General features: G+C 63.5%; 15 protein-coding genes and 4 tRNA genes. 11 read left to right on the top strand and 8 right to left on the bottom strand.

All coding sequences use genetic code 11. The features are described from left to right. The first annotated feature begins 1 nt into the window (after nt 1). Nucleotides 2-1,942 carry a 1-deoxy-D-xylulose-5-phosphate synthase gene (dxs, locus tag QMG83_RS08390; RefSeq protein ID WP_283504917.1) on the top strand — a complete coding sequence of 647 codons (1,941 nt, stop codon included), beginning with the start codon at nt 2-4 and terminating at the stop codon, nt 1,940-1,942. An 84-nt stretch (nt 1,943-2,026) separates the two neighbouring features. Here the strand turns inward: dxs and QMG83_RS08385 are convergent, their stop codons facing one another. The 4 genes from QMG83_RS08385 to QMG83_RS08370 all read right to left on the bottom strand — a co-directional run bounded on the left by QMG83_RS08385 (nt 2,027) and on the right by QMG83_RS08370 (nt 7,226). Continuing rightward, on the bottom strand, nt 2,027-4,159 hold the full coding sequence (locus QMG83_RS08385) for a 3-hydroxyacyl-CoA dehydrogenase NAD-binding domain-containing protein (protein ID WP_283504916.1): 2,133 nt from the start codon (nt 4,157-4,159) through the stop codon (nt 2,027-2,029). After that, nucleotides 4,159-5,355, bottom strand: a complete 1,197-nt coding sequence (locus QMG83_RS08380; RefSeq protein WP_283504915.1) for a thiolase family protein — start codon at nt 5,353-5,355, stop codon at nt 4,159-4,161. The genes QMG83_RS08385 and QMG83_RS08380 overlap by 1 nt, the downstream gene beginning before the upstream one ends. Nucleotides 5,356-5,428: 73 nt before the next feature. Next, nucleotides 5,429-6,652 (bottom strand): HRDC domain-containing protein, encoded by a 1,224-nt coding sequence (locus tag QMG83_RS08375; protein ID WP_502949031.1) that lies wholly within the window; start codon nt 6,650-6,652, stop codon nt 5,429-5,431. 37 nt (nt 6,653-6,689) lie between these two features. Beyond that, a complete protein-coding gene (locus QMG83_RS08370) occupies nt 6,690-7,226 on the bottom strand; it encodes a DUF3000 domain-containing protein (RefSeq protein ID WP_502949030.1) in 537 nt (178 codons plus the stop codon). Between the two features lie 137 nt (nt 7,227-7,363). Here QMG83_RS08370 and QMG83_RS08365 point away from each other — a divergent pair, with 137 nt between their 5' ends. Further along, a complete protein-coding gene (locus tag QMG83_RS08365) occupies nt 7,364-8,581 on the top strand; it encodes an alpha/beta hydrolase family protein (protein WP_283504913.1) in 1,218 nt (405 codons plus the stop codon). Here QMG83_RS08365 and QMG83_RS08360 read toward each other — a convergent pair. Both QMG83_RS08360 and QMG83_RS08355 read right to left on the bottom strand, forming a co-directional pair. Continuing rightward, nucleotides 8,550-8,924, bottom strand: coding sequence for a SufE family protein (locus QMG83_RS08360; RefSeq protein ID WP_502949029.1), 375 nt, complete (start codon nt 8,922-8,924; stop codon nt 8,550-8,552). The two genes, QMG83_RS08365 and QMG83_RS08360, sit on opposite strands and share 32 nt — an antisense overlap. A 72-nt stretch (nt 8,925-8,996) precedes the next feature. Beyond that, nucleotides 8,997-9,896 carry a sulfurtransferase gene (locus QMG83_RS08355; RefSeq protein ID WP_283504911.1) on the bottom strand — a complete coding sequence of 300 codons (900 nt, stop codon included), beginning with the start codon at nt 9,894-9,896 and terminating at the stop codon, nt 8,997-8,999. Nucleotides 9,897-10,056: 160 nt separating this feature from the next. Between QMG83_RS08355 and zapE the strand changes: the two genes are divergently transcribed. The 4 genes from zapE (at nt 10,057) to QMG83_RS08335 (ending at nt 14,409) form a co-directional block, all read left to right on the top strand. Next, nucleotides 10,057-11,076 (top strand): cell division protein ZapE, encoded by a 1,020-nt coding sequence (gene zapE / locus QMG83_RS08350; RefSeq protein ID WP_283504910.1) that lies wholly within the window; start codon nt 10,057-10,059, stop codon nt 11,074-11,076. A gap of 177 nt (nt 11,077-11,253) precedes the next feature. Continuing rightward, nucleotides 11,254-12,522 (top strand): ammonium transporter, encoded by a 1,269-nt coding sequence (locus tag QMG83_RS08345; RefSeq protein ID WP_283504909.1) that lies wholly within the window; start codon nt 11,254-11,256, stop codon nt 12,520-12,522. Nucleotides 12,523-12,614: 92 nt separating this feature from the next. Then, entirely contained in the window at nt 12,615-13,703 is a 1,089-nt protein-coding gene (locus QMG83_RS08340) for an ammonium transporter (protein ID WP_283504908.1), read from the top strand. Further along, nucleotides 13,672-14,409: a YqjF family protein gene (locus tag QMG83_RS08335; protein ID WP_283504907.1), complete on the top strand. Its 738-nt coding sequence runs from the start codon at nt 13,672-13,674 to the stop codon at nt 14,407-14,409. The genes QMG83_RS08340 and QMG83_RS08335 overlap by 32 nt, the downstream gene beginning before the upstream one ends. Here the strand turns inward: QMG83_RS08335 and QMG83_RS08330 are convergent. Beyond that, complete coding sequence (locus tag QMG83_RS08330) at nt 14,360-15,166, bottom strand: EI24 domain-containing protein (RefSeq protein WP_283504906.1); 807 nt, start codon at nt 15,164-15,166, stop codon at nt 14,360-14,362. The genes QMG83_RS08335 and QMG83_RS08330 overlap by 50 nt on opposite strands. Nucleotides 15,167-15,225: 59 nt before the next feature. Then, nucleotides 15,226-15,301, bottom strand: a tRNA-Val gene (locus tag QMG83_RS08325). A gap of 125 nt (nt 15,302-15,426) precedes the next feature. Here QMG83_RS08325 and QMG83_RS08320 point away from each other — a divergent pair. The 5 genes from QMG83_RS08320 (at nt 15,427) to QMG83_RS08300 (ending at nt 18,560) form a co-directional block, all read left to right on the top strand. Then, nucleotides 15,427-15,498: transfer RNA gene (locus QMG83_RS08320), tRNA-Gly, on the top strand. A 54-nt stretch (nt 15,499-15,552) separates the two neighbouring features. Further along, nucleotides 15,553-15,623, top strand: a tRNA-Cys gene (locus QMG83_RS08315). Between the two features lie 42 nt (nt 15,624-15,665). Beyond that, nucleotides 15,666-15,737, top strand: a tRNA-Val gene (locus QMG83_RS08310). Nucleotides 15,738-16,075: 338 nt separating this feature from the next. Continuing rightward, nucleotides 16,076-17,983 carry a threonine--tRNA ligase gene (gene thrS, locus QMG83_RS08305; protein ID WP_283505538.1) on the top strand — a complete coding sequence of 636 codons (1,908 nt, stop codon included), beginning with the start codon at nt 16,076-16,078 and terminating at the stop codon, nt 17,981-17,983. A 7-nt stretch (nt 17,984-17,990) separates the two neighbouring features. After that, nucleotides 17,991-18,560, top strand: coding sequence for an HIT family protein (locus tag QMG83_RS08300; RefSeq protein ID WP_502949018.1), 570 nt, complete (start codon nt 17,991-17,993; stop codon nt 18,558-18,560). Nucleotides 18,561-18,591: the final 31 nt, after the last annotated feature.

Below are 18,591 nucleotides of genomic sequence, written 5' to 3'. Positions count from 1 at the left end.
TATGACTCTTCTCGAGGAAATCCGCGGCCCTCGTGATCTCGACAAGCTCTCACCTGAGCAGCTTGTCGAGCTCGCGGCGGAGATCCGCGCGTTCCTCGTTCGGGAGGTATCAAAGACCGGAGGGCACCTCGGTCCGAACCTCGGCGTCGTCGAACTGACGATCGCGATGCACACGGTATTCAACTCGCCGCATGATGCGATGGTGTTCGATACCGGGCACCAGAGCTACGTGCACAAGCTGTTGACCGGACGGCAGGATTTCAGCCACCTCCGAGAAGAGGGCGGGCTGGCGGGGTACCCGCAGCGAGCGGAATCAGAGCACGACATCGTCGAAAGTTCCCACGCGTCGAGCTCACTGTCGTGGGCCGACGGCATTTCGCGTGCATTCACCATGACCGGCCAGTCCGACCGGCACGTGGTTGCTGTGGTCGGTGACGGTGCGCTCACGGGTGGCATGACGTGGGAAGCACTCAACAACATCAGCGACGACAACAGCCGCAACCTGGTCATCATCGTCAACGACAACGGACGCTCGTACGCGCCGACCATCGGCGGGATGGCCCACTTCCTCAACGATGTCCGTACGAGGCGCTCCTACCGCAGCCTGTACTCCACCAGCCGCACCGTGTTCCACAAGTTCGGCGCCCCCGGTCGTGCCCTGTATCGGGCCATCAGGGGCGGAACCCACGGCTTCCTGTCGCGCCTCACCAACAATGAGGCGCTGTACTCGAATCTCGATATCAAGTACCTCGGTCCGGTCGATGGGCACGACCTCAAGGCTGTCACCGAGGCGCTCAGGCAGGCCAAGAACTACGGTGCTCCTGTCATCGTGCACGCCATCACCGAGAAGGGCCGCGGCTACCAGCCGGCTCTCCTCGACACCGCAGACCAGTTCCATGCGGTGGGCCAGATCGATCCGGAGACCGGCGAACCGATCGACCCGTCGAATACGCCGTCGTGGACGTCAGTCTTCTCAGATGAAATTCTTCACCTCGCCGACGAGAACCCCCGGCTGGTCGGCATCACCGCGGCCATGCTCCGACCCACCGGGCTGCACAAGTTCGCTGAGAAGTATCCACAGCGCGTACTCGATGTCGGAATCGCAGAGCAGCACGCCGTCACCTCGGCCGCTGGGCTCGCCTTCGGCGGGTTGCATCCGGTCATCGCCATGTACGCCACGTTCGTCAATCGCGCCTTCGACCAGGTGTTGATGGATGTCGCGTTGCATGAAGCTGGCGTCACGATTGTGCTCGACCGCGCCGGAGTCACCGGCCCTGACGGCGCGAGCCATCACGGAATGTGGGATCTTGCCATCCTGCAGGTCGTTCCCAACATCATGATTGCGGCGCCCAGGGATGCATCGCGGCTGCGTGAGGAGCTCGGCGAAGCGGTCGCGGTCGACGACAGGCCCACCGTGCTCAGATTTTCGAAGGGCGTGGTCGGCACCGAATACGACGCCGTACGCCGCACAGCCGACGGCGTCGACGTGCTGCGGGAGACCGACAACAAAGATGTGCTCATCATCACCGTGGGTCCGATGGCGAAAACCGGTCTTGAGGTCGCAGAACGGCTCGCGGCGCAGGGCATCGGCGCCACGGTGATCGACCCGCGCTGGGTTGTGCCGGTGGCTCAGGGCGTCATCGACCTCGCTGCCGAGTATCGACTGGTGATTACGATTGAAGACGGCGTGCGCGTCGGCGGCATCGGCACTCGCATCCGACAAGACCTCCGTGCTGCAGGCGTCGACACCGCCGTCACTGAACTCGGCCTGCCCGATGAGTTCCTGCCCCACGGCAGTCGCGGCTACATTCTCGATCTGGTCGGCCTGACCCCTCAGGCCATCGCGCGCGGCGTGGTCGAGCAGGTGCTCGGCAGCAAGCTGCCGGTAGCGAGGCCCCTGCCGACCGATTCCGACGTTCAGACGCGCGTTCCTAACGAGTAGGCCCGTTCCTCCGTAGACAGAGCAACACCCTCGAGACTTTGCACGTCCCGAGGGTGTCCGCTACCGCGACAAATTCGCCTGCTGCTACTTCACTCCCACGATCATGGGGGAGTGGAAGGTGCCTCCGAAGGCGCGCTCGGATGCGCCGACCCGGTCGAGGTACGGTGTCGCTCCGCCCATCTGGAAGGGATATCCGGCCCCGAGGATGAGGCAGAGGTCGATGTCTTCGGCTGCTGCGACGACGTTGTCCTCGAGCATCCGGTGAATTTCGTCGGCCAGACCATCCTCGATGCGAACCTGCAGCTCCGCGGCCGTCATAGGGGTGGTGCCGCCCTTGACGATCTTCTGGGCTGCCTTGTCGATTCCCTTGATCTTGCCCTTCGAGTCTCGCTCGAAGATGTGGCCAAGCTCTGCGAGCTTGTGCAGGTTGGCGCTCTCAAAGAATCGGTCAGGGAACGCCTTGTGATGCGTGTCGAGCACGTGGGCGCCCACCTTGAGGCCCACCAGTTCGAGCAGCTCGAAAGGCGTCATCGGAAGACCGAACGGCCTGGTGGATTCCTCCACCACCTCGAAGGGTGTGCCGGTGTCGACAGCGTGCATGGCCTCGCCGAGAACCTTGGCCAGAATGCGGTTCACGACGAACCCGGGGGTGTCGCGGGTGATGACCGCGTTCTTGCGCAGCTTCGCCGCGGTCACCATCGCCGTGGAGAGGGATGCGTCGTTGGTGTGCGGTGTCTTCACAACCTCGATCAAAGGCATGACCGCAACAGGGTTGAAGAAATGGAAGCCAACCACTCGCTCAGGGTGCTCCAGTTTCGCGCCGATCTGTTCAACCGAGAGCGACGAGGTGTTGGTGGCGAGAATCGCCTCGGCCGAGATGAACTTCTCGACCTCGGCAAACACGTTCTGCTTCGCCTCAAGCTCCTCGTAGATTGCCTCGATCACCCAGTCGCAGTCCGCGAAATCGGCCTTGTTCGTCGTGCCCGTCACGAGTGCGGTGAGTCGATTCGACTCGTCGCTGGAGATGCGGCCCTTTTCGAGCAGGTCGTTGATCTCCTTGTGGATGGCGGCAACACCAGCGTCAGTCGCACCCTGATCCAGGTCGGTGATGACGACGGGAACCTGCAGGCGCCGAACGAAGAGCAACGCAAACTGGCGCGCCATCAGCCCGGCGCCGATGACGCCAACCTTGGTGACCTTGTGGGCGAGCTCCTTATCCGGGGCACCGGCCGGGCGCTTGGCGCGCTTCTGCACAAGGTTGAACGCGTAGATGCTGGCGTGAAACTGGTCGCCCGCGATCAGATCGGCCAAAGCCTCATCCTCGGCGGCGAATCCCGTCTTCTTGTCGGTGTTCTTCGCGGCCTTCAGCAGCTCCAGCGCACGATAGGGCGATTTCGCTACCTTCCCGATGCGGCTCTCCAGCGTCTTCTGCGCGATACCGATGGCGATGTCCCACTTGACGGCGCGCTCGATCTTGCCTGGCTCGTTGGGGCGCTTCACCTTCGTCGTGCCGTTGATGACGCCGTCGGCCCACGCGACCGAGTTCTCGATGAAGTTGGCAGGGCCGAACATCGCGTCAGCGATACCGAGCTCGAAGGCCTGGGGGCCTTTGAGCATCCTGTTGTTCTTCAACGGATTGGAGATGACGACCTCGAGGGCGTTCTCGATGCCGATCAGGTTCGGCAGCAGCCACGCTCCACCCCATCCGGGAATGATTCCGAGGAAGACTTCCGGCAAGGCCAGCGCCGGCACCGAACTGTCGATCGTTCGATAGTTGGAGTTCAGCGGAATCTCGACTCCGCCGCCCAGGGCAAGGCCGTTGATGAAGGTGAATGAAGGAACGCCGAGCTCGCTCAGCTTGCCGAGTGCCCAATGACCCAGCTGGGCCATCTGCTTGCCCGTCTCACGGTCCGGCAGGTCGCCGACCTTCGACAGGTCCGCTCCGGCCGCGAAGATGAAGGGCTTGCCGGTGACAGCCAGGCCGTGGATCTCGCCACGGTCGGCTCGGGCCTTCTGCTCATCCAGTATTCGCGCGAACTCCAGCAGTGTTCTGGGGCCGAGCGTGTTCGGGCGGGTGTGGTCTTTGCCGTTGTCGAGCGTCAGCAGCACCAGGGTCTTGCCCTGGGAGATCGGGATGTCGCGGACGAACGAGTTCGTGATGACTTCGTCTGGGTCAAGCGACGCGAGCTTCTCAAAGGTGGCAGCGGTTGCGGTCATTACTTCTTCCCCTTGTAGTTCGGGTTCTCCCAGATGACGGATCCACCCTGGCCGAGACCGACGCACATGGCGGTGAGGCCGTAACGCACCTCGGGGTGCTCCGCGAACTGGGCAGCGAGCTGAATCATGAGCCGAACGCCGGATGACGCGAGCGGGTGTCCCATCGCGATGGCGCCGCCCCACTGGTTGACCCTGGGGTCGTCGTCGTCGATTCCGAAGTGGTCGAGCAGTGACAGCACCTGGACGGCGAATGCCTCGTTCAGTTCGAAGAGGCCGATGTCGTTGATGGTCAGGCCGGCCTTGCGCAGAGCCTTCTCCGTGGACGGCACGGGCCCGATGCCCATGATGTCCGGCTCGACGCCGGCAAAGGCGAAGCTCACCATGCGCATCTTGGGCTTCAGGCCGAACTCCTTGGCGGCGTCGGCACTGGCGATGATGCTGGCGGTGGCGCCGTCGTTGAGTCCGGAGGAGTTGCCGGCGGTGACGCGACCGTGCGGGCGGAAGGGCGTGCGGAGAGTGGACAGACCCTCCATGGTGGTCTCTGGCCTGAGCGCCTCATCGCGAGTGGCCAGACCCCATCCCGATTCACTCCGGATAGCAACGGGGATCAGATCGGGCTGCAGCTTGCCATTCTCGTAGGCTGCGAATGCCTTCTGCTGGCTGGCGAAGGCGTAACGATCGGCTCGCTCCTTGGTCAAATGTGGGAATCGATCGTGGATGCGCTCAGCGGTGTTGCCCATGTTGAGTGCCTCGCTGCTCACGAGCTTCTCGGAAAGGAACCGAGGGTTCGGATCTGCCCCTGAACCCATCGGGTGATGCCCCATGTGCTCCACTCCGCCGGCGATCCCGATGTCGTAGGCGCCGAACGCGATGCCACCGGCGATGGCGGTGACCGAGGTCATGCCGCCGGCGCACATGCGGTCGATGGCGAAGCCAGGCACAGTCTTCGGCAGACCGGACAGCAGCGCCGCGGTGCGGCCAATCGTGAGGCCCTGATCGCCCTGCTGCGTTGAGGCAGCAATGGCGACATCGTCGTAGCGATCCTTGGGAATCGAGGGGTTGCGATCGATCAGGCCGATCATTGCCTTAACGACAAGGTCATCTGCCCGGGTGTTCCAGAACATGCCCTTTTCGCCTGCTCGGCCGAACGGAGTTCTCACTCCGTCGACGAATACAACTTCAGCTTGCTTGGCCACGATGCCTCCACTTTCCTTAGGTCGTAATCGATCCTAGGCTCGCGGAAACTCCAGTCGAATCCTTTGACTGTTCCTACGATGCAGGTTCGGTCGTCTGCTCAGGCGTTTGGCTGGCTTCCACAAACGCATCGGCGATTACCTGTGATGTTGCGTCAATTTGCCAGGCCCGCGCACCGAGGGCCGTGAGGGCTTCGGTAATAGCTGTCTGGTCGGCGGGAGTGGGAGGATTCCATGACACTCGCCGGAGCAGGTCAGGCGTGAGCATGTTTTCGACGGGAATCGACATCTCGGTCGCCAACTCGGTTATCCGGGCCCGCGCGGTCTTCAGCCGCTTGTCGGCCTCAGGGTTCTTGTCGCTCCACACCCGCGGGGGAGGCAGAACGTCGCTCGCGACCCTCAGAACAGGCAGGTCGTCGCTCGCCATACCGGCCTGGATGGCATTCCACCAGCGATCGATCTGAGAACGGCTGGCGCGACCAGTGAATTCCTTGAGCGCAGCGAGGTCGCGTTTGGTCTCTGGCAGCATCCTTGCCGCTGCGACCAGGGCGGAGTCCGGCACGAGCCGGCCCGGAGCCGTGTCGATTTCGCGCGCGTACGCATCTCGGGCCTGCCACAGCTCGCGGGCGATAGCCAGATTGCGCCCGCCGCGGATGGCGTGAACGCCGCTCAGGCGCCTCCAGGGCTCGTGGCGCACGATCACGAAGTCTCGAGAGAGCACTGACGAGAACTCTTCGTCGGCGATGCCGGTCTTGCCATCGCGCTCGAGAACGTTCGCGAGCTCTTCGCGCAGATCGACGAGCAACTCGACATCGAGCGCTGCGTAGACCAACCAGCTCTGGGGAAGTGGCCGGGTCGACCAGTCAGCCGCGGAGTGCTCCTTGGCGAGATGGATGCCCAGCAGATCTTCTACGACTGCGCCGAGCCCGACGCGGGGGAGTCCCGCCAGGCGAGCGGCCAGTTCGGTGTCGAACAGGCGGGTGGGGTTGAGGCCGACCTCCCGAAGACACGTCAGGTCCTGGCTCGCTGCGTGCAGGATCCATTCCTCACCAGCGATGACGTCATTGAGTTCGCTGAAGGAGCCGATTGCTGGCGGATCGAACAGGAAGGTGCCAGCACCGCGCCGGAAAATCTGGATCAGGTATGCGCGTTGCGAGTAGCGATAGCCGGATGCCCGTTCAGCGTCGATCGCGATGGGCCCGGTTCCCGCGGCGATTGCGTCGACGGCGGCGAGATACTCCTCGCGGGTGTCGATGACATCGACCTCCACGTGGGCGGCCTGTTTCGGCTCGTCGGGAATCGTCGCAGCTGCTTCAGCTGCGGCGCTATCGTTCGCGCTACTCACGTCGAACCCGGCGTGCAGACAACAGACTTACTCCCTCGATCGTCGGCGGCAGGCCAGCAAGCATGCACAACAACTCACCCCAGCCTTCCACATGAGCGGCAATGTCGTGATCATCGGGTGTCCACGAGGCTCGAAGCTCGATCTGTGCACCGTCTCCCTGTGATTCCAGCTCGCCGAATCCGGTGGACAGGATTCGCGTGGCGGTCCCGCTGGCGGAGGTGTACTTCGCGCCTCGAGTGTCGAGCGCATCAACGAGCCACGACCAGGCGACATCGGCCAGGAACGGGTCAACACCCATCTCAGTCTCGAGCGGAGCCTGCGCAAAACAGATCACCCTGAACTGCCCACCCCAGGCTTCTGGCGACTCGGGGTCGTAGAGCAGAACGAATCGGCCGGTTCCCAGTTCGGAATCGCTGCCGTGCAAGGCCGGGGTGACGTCTGCGGCGAGCGCAAGTGACCATGGAGCCAGTGATCCGGGGGCGGGAATCTCCGAGACTGTCAACTCATCGCGGGTCGTCGCGGCTCTCATCGAGGCGGTGGCGGCGGCGAAAGCTGGGGGGAGCTGCGGCGCTGGGGGCGTGTCTGACACGAGTGAAGATTAGGCTTCCTTCAAGCGATCCCGACCTAGGCACGCCGGGGTGCACCAGCCATAGCCATACCAGGAGCATGATGACCAGGCACGAGCACCCTAGTTCCACTGCGGCTCGAAGCCTGGCGGTCATCGCCATCACGGTCGGGGGCGTCATCGCGGCGACGGCGATTTCCGGGAGCGTGCTCGCGGTGTATTTCGCGCGCACGGTACTGACCCCGCCCAGGAAGCGCGAGGAAGACCTTCGGATCCTCGACTATGACGACGACACCATTACGCTGTCGCGGTCCATCGACGCTTTCACCCCAGGCCTGTACAGCATGTGGTTCTCCGGGGACGCCGGCCATGCCCGCGTCGGCGATATTGTCACGTTCTCGGGGCGATCAGTGACGCGGCAACTCCTCGGGGTGGACCGCGGTTCGCTCGAGGGTGTCACTCGGGCCCGGGTCAGTGGGTGGTTCTTTCTGAGGCCGGCAGACGTCAGTGACGAGTGGGATGAGGTCGAGATCCAGACCGAGTTGGGCGCGGCTCCCGCCTGGCTCATCCCCGCTGCCGAACCGTCGACGCGCTGGGTCATTGGTGTCCACGGTCGTGCGGTGCGCCGCGAAGAGGCGCTGAGGGCCGTTCCGGTGTTCCGCGATGCGGGCTACAACTCGCTGCTGGTGTCGTATCGCAACGACGGGGACGCCCCAGCCACCGGTGACAACCGCTATTCGCTCGGCGATGCCGAGTGGAAGGACGTCGAATCCGCTGTGCAATTCGCGGTCTCGCGTGGAGCCGAGCAGATTGTTCTCATGGGATGGTCGATGGGCGGCGCGACGGTACTCCAGTTCGCGACACGGTCATCTTTCGCGAGTCGAGTCACCGGGCTCGTGCTCGAATCTCCCGTAGTCGACTGGATTACCGCCCTGCATTTCCAGGGCGCAGCTCACCGTCTGCCGCGGCTGGTTCGGTTGGGCATGATGGGCCTGGTGACACACTCGTGGTCGAGACGCATCACCGGTCAGGCGCAACCCGTCGACCTGAGACGACTCGATCTGGTTGCGCGGGCCCGCGAACTCGACCTGCCCATCCTGCTGTTTCACAGTGTCGACGACGGACTCATTCCGGCCACGGCCTCCCAGGCCCTCGCGGCGGCCAGACCTGACATCGTCACGTACGAGGAATTCGATACCGCGCGTCACACGCGACTCTGGAATTACGATCCGGATCGCTGGAACTCGGCCATCAGGAGATGGCTGCAGAATCTCGAAACCGAAAGTCTCAGGCAGCCTTCGCGCGAATCTGACGTTTGACGCGAGCCAGCATCCCGGTCATGCCCCTGATGCGCAGCGGGCTGACCGCAGCGGTGAGGCCGATCGAGTTCGGGTAGTCGTCAGGCACAGCGAGTACCTCGGCGGCGCTCAACCCGCTGAGACCCTGCACGAGGATCGAGGCGAAGCCGCGCGTCGTGGGGGATTCGGGTGGAGCCGTTGCGAACATGTGCACGGTGCTGCTGTCATCCACCTCGACGAAGATGAAGACGGGCGACTGACACTCAACGACCCGCTCCAGCAGGTCAGGGTGGTCTGCATAACGAGCGGGCAACTCGGGCAACTCGTTCGAGAACTCAAGCAACAGCTGCAGCCTGGTTTTCATCTCGAGTGCCAGAAAGTCGTCGCGGATCTCGGCTAGCGGCTCGGGCAGTGTGTCGTTCGTCACTGGTTAAGTTTAGCGAGCAGGCACAGCGCCGGGCTCGGAACCCTGCACGATCGGCACGCGGACGGCTGATCCCCACTCCGTCCATGAACCGTCGTAGTTGCGCACATTCTCGAAACCGAGCAGGTGGGTCAGCACGAACCAGGTGTGGCTGGAGCGTTCGCCGATGCGGCAGTACGCGACGACGTTATCGCCATCGACCAGCCCGGCACCGTCCCGGTAGATCTCGTTGAGTTCGGAGATCGGTCGAAACGTGCCATCCTCGGCCGCAGCCCTGCCCCAGGGCACGCTCTGTGCACTCGGAATATGGCCGGCGCGCAGTGCGCCCTCATCCGGGTATGCCGGAGCGGTCGTGCGCTCACCACTGAACTCCTCGGGCGAGCGCACGTCGATCAGGGGATTACCCAAGTGGGCGAGTACGTCATCCTTATAGGCGCGGATGCGTGAGTCGTCGCGCTGGACGACCGGATATTCGACCGTGGCAGCTGCCTCAGGTGCGGTCGTGTACGCGCGTCCGTCCGCCTCCCATTTGGCCCGGCCGCCGTCAAGCAGCCGAACATCCTCGTGGCCGAACAGCGTGAACACCCAGAGTGCGTATGCAGCCCACCAGTTGCTCTTGTCGCCGTAGATCACGACGGTGGAGTCGCGGGAGATGCCTTTGGATCCGAGCAGCGCCGCGAACTGCTCGCCGTCGATGTAGTCGCGCACGACCGGATCGTTGAGGTCGGTGTGCCAGTCGATCTTGACGGCACCCTCGATGTGGCCCGTCTCATAGAGCAGCACATCCTCGTCGGATTCGACGACGACGAGTCCCGGATCGCCGAGGTGCGCCTCCAGCCAGTCGCCGGAGACCAGGCGTTCCGGGTGAGCAAACTGGGCGAATTGTTCGGCGGGATCGTTCTGGACCGACATGAGCTACCTCCGGTAGTGCGATGATGGCGGGAGTTGCCCGGCCGAGTGTGCGATCGAGCCATCGTCGCGATCGGGCTAGGCTGAAATTCCCCTGACGACAAATCTACGCGCTGTGAGATTTGGCCGTTGTAAGACTTCGACACAAACCGAGGCTGAACCAATGAGTGCCGAAGCTGTGACCTCACCGGGTCGGCTCGTTGACCGCGTCCCCACTCTCGACGGGGCGGAGATGATCGCCCATCTGGTGCCACCGCGGCAATTCGCCACCGCCACCCTCGACTCGTATCGCCCCGACGACGACTATCCATCGCAGGCGGGCGCGGTCGAAGCCATTCGCGCTTTCGTTGCCGGGTGGCAATCCGGTCGTGGGGGCGGGTTCTTCTCGCGGAAGAAAGCCCCGGTCGAGCTGCCCGGCATCTACCTGGATGGCGGATTCGGCGTCGGCAAGACCCATCTTCTGGCGGCGCTCTGGCATGCGGCTCCCGGCCGCAAGTACTTCGGCACCTTCATCGAGTACACCGCGCTGGTTGGAGCGCTCGGCTATGCGCCGGCAGTCACCCTTCTCACTGGCGCATCCCTTCTGTGCATCGACGAGTTCGAGCTGGATGATCCGGGCGACACGAGGCTGATGTCTCGCCTGCTGAACGAGCTGGCGACATCGGGTACGAGGATCGCCGCGACATCCAACACCCCACCCAACGCGCTCGGAGAGGGTCGCTTCGCCGCGCAGGACTTCCTTCGCGAGATTGATTCCCTCGCGTCACGGTTCACGACCCTCAGGGTCGATGGGCTCGACTATCGGCGACGCGACGTCGAGGCGCATGCCGTGTCAGTTCCGGATGCCGCGGCAGCGCTGAAGGAACTCTCCGGTGAAACGACCCTCGATTCGTTCCACGACGTGCTTGCCCATCTCGGCAGCGTTCATCCGTCCCGCTACGTGAAGATCGTGGAAGGACTGTCGGCCATTGGGCTCACCGATGTGCATCCCTTCGCCAACCAGACCGACGCGCTGAGATTCGTAGCCTTCGTGGACCGCCTCTATGACGCACAGGTGCGGATAGCTGCGGAGGGGACGCCCCTGGATGGTGTTTTCTCCGACGAAATGCTGGCGGGCGGCTACAGCAAGAAGTACCTTCGCGCGGTTTCACGACTTATCGCACTGACCAACCAGTCCGACTGATTTCGGCTGGTTCGTCGAAACACGATGTTTACACGGGCCATGGCCACGTAACACGATCGAAACGCGCAGACACAACCGGCGAAACCTCGCTTGGGCAAACTGTCTTCGTGCCTGAGGCGAGTCCTCCCATACGCAGACCCGACGGTGCACCCTTCGCAACACAGAGAGAGGTACACAATGGATCAGGGCAACACAGCCTTTATTTTGATCGCAGCAGCGCTCGTGCTGCTGATGACACCGGGCCTGGCGTTCTTCTACGGCGGCCTTGTCAAGGCAAAGAGCGTCATCAGCATGATGATGATGAGCTTCGGTGCCATCGGGCTTATCGGCGTTCTCTGGGCGCTCTACGGCTACGCGATCGCGTTTCCCGGCGCTGAAGGCACAATCTTTCCGTGGTCGATCGACACCGGCGCAATGGGCCTAGGAAACGTTCTTGAGACCCCAGAGGGCGCGGCATTCCCGCCGCTCGCGTTCGTTGCCTTCCAGGCCACCTTCGCCATCATCACCGTGGCATTGGTATCCGGCGCCATCGCCGACCGCGCCAAGTTCGGCGCATGGATGATCTTCGCCGGAATCTGGGCGACAGTCGTTTACTTCCCGGTCGCAAGCTGGGTCTTCAACTTCGGTCTTGCCGACGATGGAAGCTTCGCCTACGGCGGATGGCTTACCCACGGAATGCAGGACATCTTCGGTGTCGGCGCAATCGACTTCGCCGGTGGAACCGCGGTTCACATCAACGCTGGTGCAGCGGCCCTCGCCCTCGCACTGGTTCTCGGCAAGCGCGTTGGCTTCGCCAAGGGCATCCACGTACCTCACAACCCGCCGTTCGTTCTGCTCGGCGCCGGTCTGCTCTGGTTCGGCTGGTTCGGCTTCAACGCCGGCTCGGAGCTCGCAGCGGACAACACCGCCGCTCTTGCCTTCGTGAACACGATCGTCGCTCCCGCGGCTGCACTTCTCGCGTGGCTCGTGGTCGAGAGGATCAAGGATGGCAAGCCCACATCCGTCGGCGCCGCGTCGGGGGCCGTCGCTGGTCTCGTCGCGATCACCCCGGCCTGTGGCTCGCTCACCCCGGGATGGGCCATCGTGCTTGGCCTCATCGCTGGCGCGGTCTGTGCGCTTGCCATCGACCTGAAGTTCAAGCTCGGCTTCGACGACTCACTCGACGTTGTGGGCATCCACCTCGTCGGTGGTCTCATCGGAACCCTGTACCTGGGCATCTTCGCCAACGGCACCGGGCTCATCTACAGCGGCGAGGCAACTCAGCTGCTCGTGCAGGCCATCGCAGCATTCTCGGTTCTCGGGTACTCCTTCGTCCTCGCCTTCGTGATTGGTTACGCCATCGAGAAGACGATCGGATTCCGCATCAAGAACGAGGACGAGATCGCCGGTATCGACTCCGTTGTCCACGGTGAAGAGGGCTACGTTCTCACCGAAGTAAAGGTCTAATGGCCCAAAGCACGGCATAATCGAAAACAACTCACCACGGGGTGCCTCTCATCAGAGTGGCACCCCGTAGTGCGTCCGTGTAAGGGGGGTTTGTGGACAACTGGGGCATGTCGGCATCATCCATCCTCGCGATCCTGCTCGTCCTGGTATCCCTGGCGGTCGTCGACGCGAGGATGTTGCCCGCAGCGCCCTGGGCGCGCTCAGTGTTGTTGTCGCTGTCCTGCGCGGCCACGGGCATGGTGTCGTGGCTGCTGCTGGCTCCTGTTGTGCTCCCGGATGTCGTGACGCCCCTCTTCCTTCCCATCGCAGCCCTCGGTGGCGTTGCGTCATACCTGGCCACCATCGCCGTGCGGGCCAATGGCTACGGCATCGTGATTACTCTGCTCTTCGGTGCTTCATGGAGCCTGCTGGTTTACGTGCCGACGGCAATTCGCACCTTCGTCCCGTTTGAGCCGAGCTGGAGCCTGGGCATAAATCCCATCGATCACGGCGGCTCCCTGCCCGTGAACGTCGCCGCGGGCGCCGCTGTGCTGGGGGTCTTGCTGTGCGGCGGCCCACGTCTTCGGACGGCGAGTGTTAGCCGCATCACCGGAATGGTCGGGATGATCGGCTTGAGTGTGGGCTGGCTCGTATGGCTCGCCGGCGCCGAGTTCGCCGTAGACGACACGATCGGCGCGATCGTCGCCAACGGTGTCATTGGGGCCGGTGGGGGCGTGGTGGGCTGGCTGTGCGTCCAGCGCATCCGACACAGGTCGGTCACGCTCAACTCGGTGGCTGCCGGGCTCATCAGCGGCCTGGTCGCCATGACAGCCGGAGCCCCACTGTTTACGCCGGTGTCCGCGGCCGCTGCCGGCATCATGGCGGGCGGTGCGGCGTGCATCTTCACCATTCAACGGGTGAGCAGCTCTCGCCGCCAACAGTGGTTCGTGGTGGGCACACACCTCATAGCCGGGGGTGCGGGTGCTGTGCTTCTGGGGCTGCTCGCGTCGAATATCGGATTCATCTTCACCGGATCGGTGACGCTGATAGGCAATCAGGTGGCGGGAACCGTGGTGGTGGCCGGCTATTCCCTGGCTGTGTCGGTGCTGCTGATGATGATCCTGCGACTCGCGAGCAGAGCGGTGACTGCGCTGAGGGTACCGTCGAAGCATGATCGAACCGATTCGCCGGCTCGCGCCTGAGCTCACCGGCAGGGCCGTCGCGAGCCAGCGGTGGTCGAAGCTGGCATTTCTGCACTGGAGAGTTCCGTCGTCGGAGCTGCTGGGGCTGATGCCAGCGGGGGTGCGGCCCGATGAGCACGACGGATCGAGCTGGGTCGGGCTGATCGCCTTCTACCTCGATCGAGCAACCCTCTTCGGTAGCCCACCGATCCCGTACCTCGGATCCTTTGCCGAGGTCAATGTGCGCCTGTATGGCGTGGACGAGAGCGGTCGACGCGGTGTGATCTTCTGTTCGCTCGAGGCGTCGAGGCTCGCCTCTGTGCTCGCCGCTCGCGCTGCCTTCTCGCTTCCATATTTCTGGGCCAGAACCTCCCTGTCTGAGAGCGACGGTCAGGTCGAATACCGGTCGCAGCGGTTGCTCGGCACCGGTGAGTTCCGGATGATCGTGCGACCTGGATCGACGCCGGTGGTGGGGGATCCGACAGCAGACTTCCTCACGGCCCGCTGGGGTCTCTTCACCCGTCGATTCGGACGCACAATCTTCCTGCCCAACCATCATGAGCCGTGGCCGCTGGTGAGCGCAGAACTGGTCTCGCTCGACGACACCCTCCTTCGTGAGGCGGGAATCTCCGACGTGGCGAACAACCCACCGGATTCCGTGCTGTACAGCGAGGGAGTTACGACGTGGTTTGGACGGGCCCGGCGCCAGGGTCGGTCTCCGAACTGAGCAGCCTCCCGCTGAGCGTCGCCGCGCCGGCCACGGCGACAGGCATCATGATTACCGCTCCGAGCGGGATCAGGAACACGAGGTAGCTGGCAAGTCCAAAGCCGGTGGCCATCGGCCGGCTCGCCCGCAATATCCGCCGACGCTCGGTCAGCGACTTACCTCGCGATTCGAACGCGGGACCGGTGAGCTCGACGGCGAGGAACCAGCCTCCCACCAGCGCCCCCAGGACCGCCGCGAGGATCGTGCCGACGACGGGGATGAAGCCCAGAGCAAACAGCGCTGCGCCCGCGAGAACCGTCGGAACGAGCATCCTGATGCCATCGACCACACCGCGCAAAGCAGCCTCCCAGAAGCCGACGTCCGGGGGAGTGGCACGGGTGCCACCGCGGCTCTCGACGTGTTTCCAGATGCGCTCGTAGAACGGCTGGCCGACGATGAGTGTCACTGCTGTGAAGGCGTTGATGATGAACAGCACGGCGACAACCACAAAAGCGAGCCCGACGAACACGCGCAGGCCCGAGCGGAAAGGTTCGGTCCATTCGGACGCGAAGGGGGTGATTGAGATGACGATTGTTTCGAGATTCAACCCGAGGGCGATGAAACCGGCGACGAACAGCGCTGCCACGATGAACGCGGGCACGATTCCCAGCAGCATCAAGCCTGGTGCGGTTCGCCAGACGCCGAACCCTCGGCCGAGCATCGCTGCGCCGGCAAGAAACTGGCGCAGGATTCCCGTCTTTTCCGCTGCGCTAGTCACGACAGCAGCCTAGTGTCGCCAGCGCGGTCGGCCACGGACGCAAGAAGCTGAACTTTGAGTGGTGGGCGATACCGGACTCGAACCGATGACCTCTTCCGTGTGAAGGAAGCGCGCTACCAACTGCGCCAATCGCCCGCGAGCATAATCCTGCCACAGGTTTGCGGCCCGGCCGCCACACGTTCGCGACACGGCCGTCACACGATTCGCTCTCGTGGCCGACTTCGGATACAGTCATCTACGCACGCAGCAATGCGAGTAATGCGGATGTGGCGCAGTGGTAGCGCATCACCTTGCCAAGGTGAGGGTCGCGAGTTCGAATCTCGTCATCCGCTCGAGTGGGAAGTGTCAGGACCTACGAAAGTTTGATTTCTGATCTTCCCGCACGTGGTGGCGTGGCCGAGAGGCGAGGCAACGGCCTGCAAAGCCGTGTACACGGGTTCAAATCCCGTCGTCACCTCGGAAGCCCGAGGCAGATCTGCCCGGTACAATAAAAAAGCTTGAGCGATTGGCGCAGCGGTAGCGCGCTTCCCTGACACGGAAGAGGTCGCTGGTTCGATCCCAGTATCGCTCACGGTAAAACCCCCGGAATCATCACGGTTCCGGGGGTTTTTTCTGTCCGGTAGACCCGCCACCCGCGGCTGGGCCCAGGGGACGGGTGGCCGACACGCCCGAGCCCCGCCCTTCGGTTCCCCAAACGAAGGAGATTTCGGAGCATCCCCTGACTTTTCCTGCTGCGGGTGACCGTATGGCTGGAATCTCCTTCATTTGGACGCGTGGGGATGCGCGGGGGTTTCCCGGCGGGGAGGCTGGCGCTAGCGGCAGTACGCGAACGGGGGAGCCTCCCGCCGCCGCTAAAGTTGTGGGGTGAGTACAGGATTCGAACTTTTCACCGACCGTTCCGTTGTCGCGATGCGCGTCAACGGTGAGTTGAAAGATCTTGCGGCCTCGACCAGCGAGACCGACACGGTCGAGCCTGTGACAATCGACTCGCCCGATGGGCTTGCCATCCTGCGCCACTCCGCTGCTCACGTTGCGGCCCAGGCGCTGCAGTCGATCAACCCGAAGGCCAAGCTCGGAATCGGCCCGCCCGTCACCGACGGTTTCTACTATGACTTCGACGTCGAAGAACCACTCACCCCGGAAGACGTCAAGGCCGTCTCAAAGGCGATGGATCGGATCATCCGTCAGGGTCAGCGTTTTCAGCGCCGCGTCGTCACCGAGGCGGAGGCCCGGGCAGAGCTCGCCGACGAGCCATACAAGCTGGAACTCATCGGACTCAAGGGCGGAGACGCAGCCGAGGGCCAGGACGGCGAATCCGTGGAGGTCGGCGGGGCCGAACTGACCATCTACGACAATGTCGACGGCAAGACCGGCGAGGTCTACTGGAAAGACCTGTGCCGCGGCCCCCACCTTCCGAACACCCGGATGATCGGCAATGGTTGGGCGCTGACCCGCACCGCCGCCGCATACTGGCGCGGTTCAGAGAAGAACAAGCAGCTTCAGCGCCTCTACGGCACCGCGTGGGCCAGCAAGGATGACCTGCGCACATTCCAGGCCCGTCAGGAGGAGGCGCTCAAGCGCGACCACCGCAAGCTCGGCGCCGAGCTCGATCTGTTCTCGTTCCCCGACGAGATCGGTTCCGGTCTCGCGGTCTTCCATCCCAAGGGCGGCATCATCCGTCGCGAGATGGAGGACTATTCGCGCAAGCGCCACGAGCAGGAGGGGTACGACTTCGTCTACACCCCGCACATCACCAAGTCGCACCTGTTCGAGACCTCAGGGCACCTCGGCTGGTACGCCGACGGAATGTTCCCCCCGATGCACCTCGACGAGGCGCGCAACGAGGAGGGTGAGATCACACGGCAGGGCGCTGAGTACTACCTCAAGCCCATGAACTGCCCATTCCACATCCTCGTCTACCGCTCCAGCGCCCGGTCGTACCGTGACCTGCCGTTACGGATGTTCGAGTTCGGAACTGTGTACCGCAACGAGAAGTCGGGCGTGATCCACGGACTCACCCGTGTGCGTGGCCTCACCATGGACGACGCCCACATCTTCACCACGAAGGAGAAGATGAAGGAGGAGCTCACCGGCACCCTCAACTTCATCCTGTCGCTGTTGCGTGACTATGGACTCACCGACTTCTACCTCGAGCTGTCGACGAAAGACCCCGAGAAGTACGTCGGCGACGACGATATCTGGGATGAAGCGACCGAGACGTTGCGCGAGGTGGCCACCGAATCCGGGCTGGAGCTCGTCCCCGATCCGGGCGGAGCAGCGTTCTACGGACCAAAGATCTCCGTACAGGCACGGGACGCCATCGGACGCACCTGGCAGATGTCGACTGTGCAGCTCGACTTCAACCTCCCCGAGCGTTTCGACCTGGAGTACACGGCCGCCGACGGCTCGCGCCAGCGTCCCGTCATGATCCATCGGGCGCTGTTCGGGTCGATCGAAAGATTCTTCGGCGTGCTCACCGAGCACTATGCCGGCGCGTTCCCGGTCTGGCTGTCGCCCGTGCAGGTCGTGGGCATCCCCGTCGCGGAGGCGTACGAGGGGTACCTCGGTGATGTCATCGCCCAGCTCAAGGCTGCGGGAGTCAGGGCGGAACTCGACGCGTCGAGCGAGCGCATGCAGAAGAAGATTCGCACGCACACCAAGCTCAAGGTTCCGTTCCAGCTGATCGCCGGCGAGGAAGACGCGGCCAACGGTTCCGTCAGCTTCCGCTTCCGTGATGGGTCTCAGGAGAACGGCGTACCGATCGCCGACGCCATCGCCCGCATCACGGAATCCATCACCACACGGGCGCAGGTGTGACGCCAGAGTGAAAGATTACGACGGTACGACCTTTGATGGCGTGGAATCCGCTGAGGATTTCGCTGCAGTTCCTGACGCCTTCCAGCGACTGTGGACCCCGTACCGGATGGCTTACATCAAAGACAATACCGAGCAGGCTCCGGTGGAGCACAACTGCCCGTTTTGCGAAGCCCCGAAAATGGACGACGAAAAGGCTCTCATCGTCGCCCGCGGAACCCACGCCTACGTGCTGCTGAACCTGTACCCCTACAACAGCGGTCATCTCCTCGTATGCCCTTACCGGCATGTTGCAACTTATGACGAGGCCACGGCGGAGGAGATCGCCGAAATCGGTAGCCTCACTCAGGTGGCAATGCGAGTGCTGCGGCAGACGGCGAGCGTTGACGGCTTCAACATCGGCATGAACCAGGGTCGCCTCGCCGGGGCCGGAATCGCCGAGCATCTGCATCAGCACATCGTGCCGAGGTGGGCGCTCGACTCGAACTTCTTCCCGATCATCGCCGGCACGAAATCTGTGCCCAGGCTGCTGGGCGAGGTGCGAACCGAAATCGCCAACGCCTGGCCGCACACCGACTGACCACACCGGCCCATCAAGCCACAGCATTCCC

It is taken from the genome of Salinibacterium sp. G-O1 (genome assembly GCF_030063305.1).
Lineage (GTDB): Bacteria > Actinomycetota > Actinomycetes > Actinomycetales > Microbacteriaceae > Rhodoglobus.
Note: the sequence above shows the minus strand (reverse complement) of the source record. Positions and strands in the feature narration are given on the sequence as shown.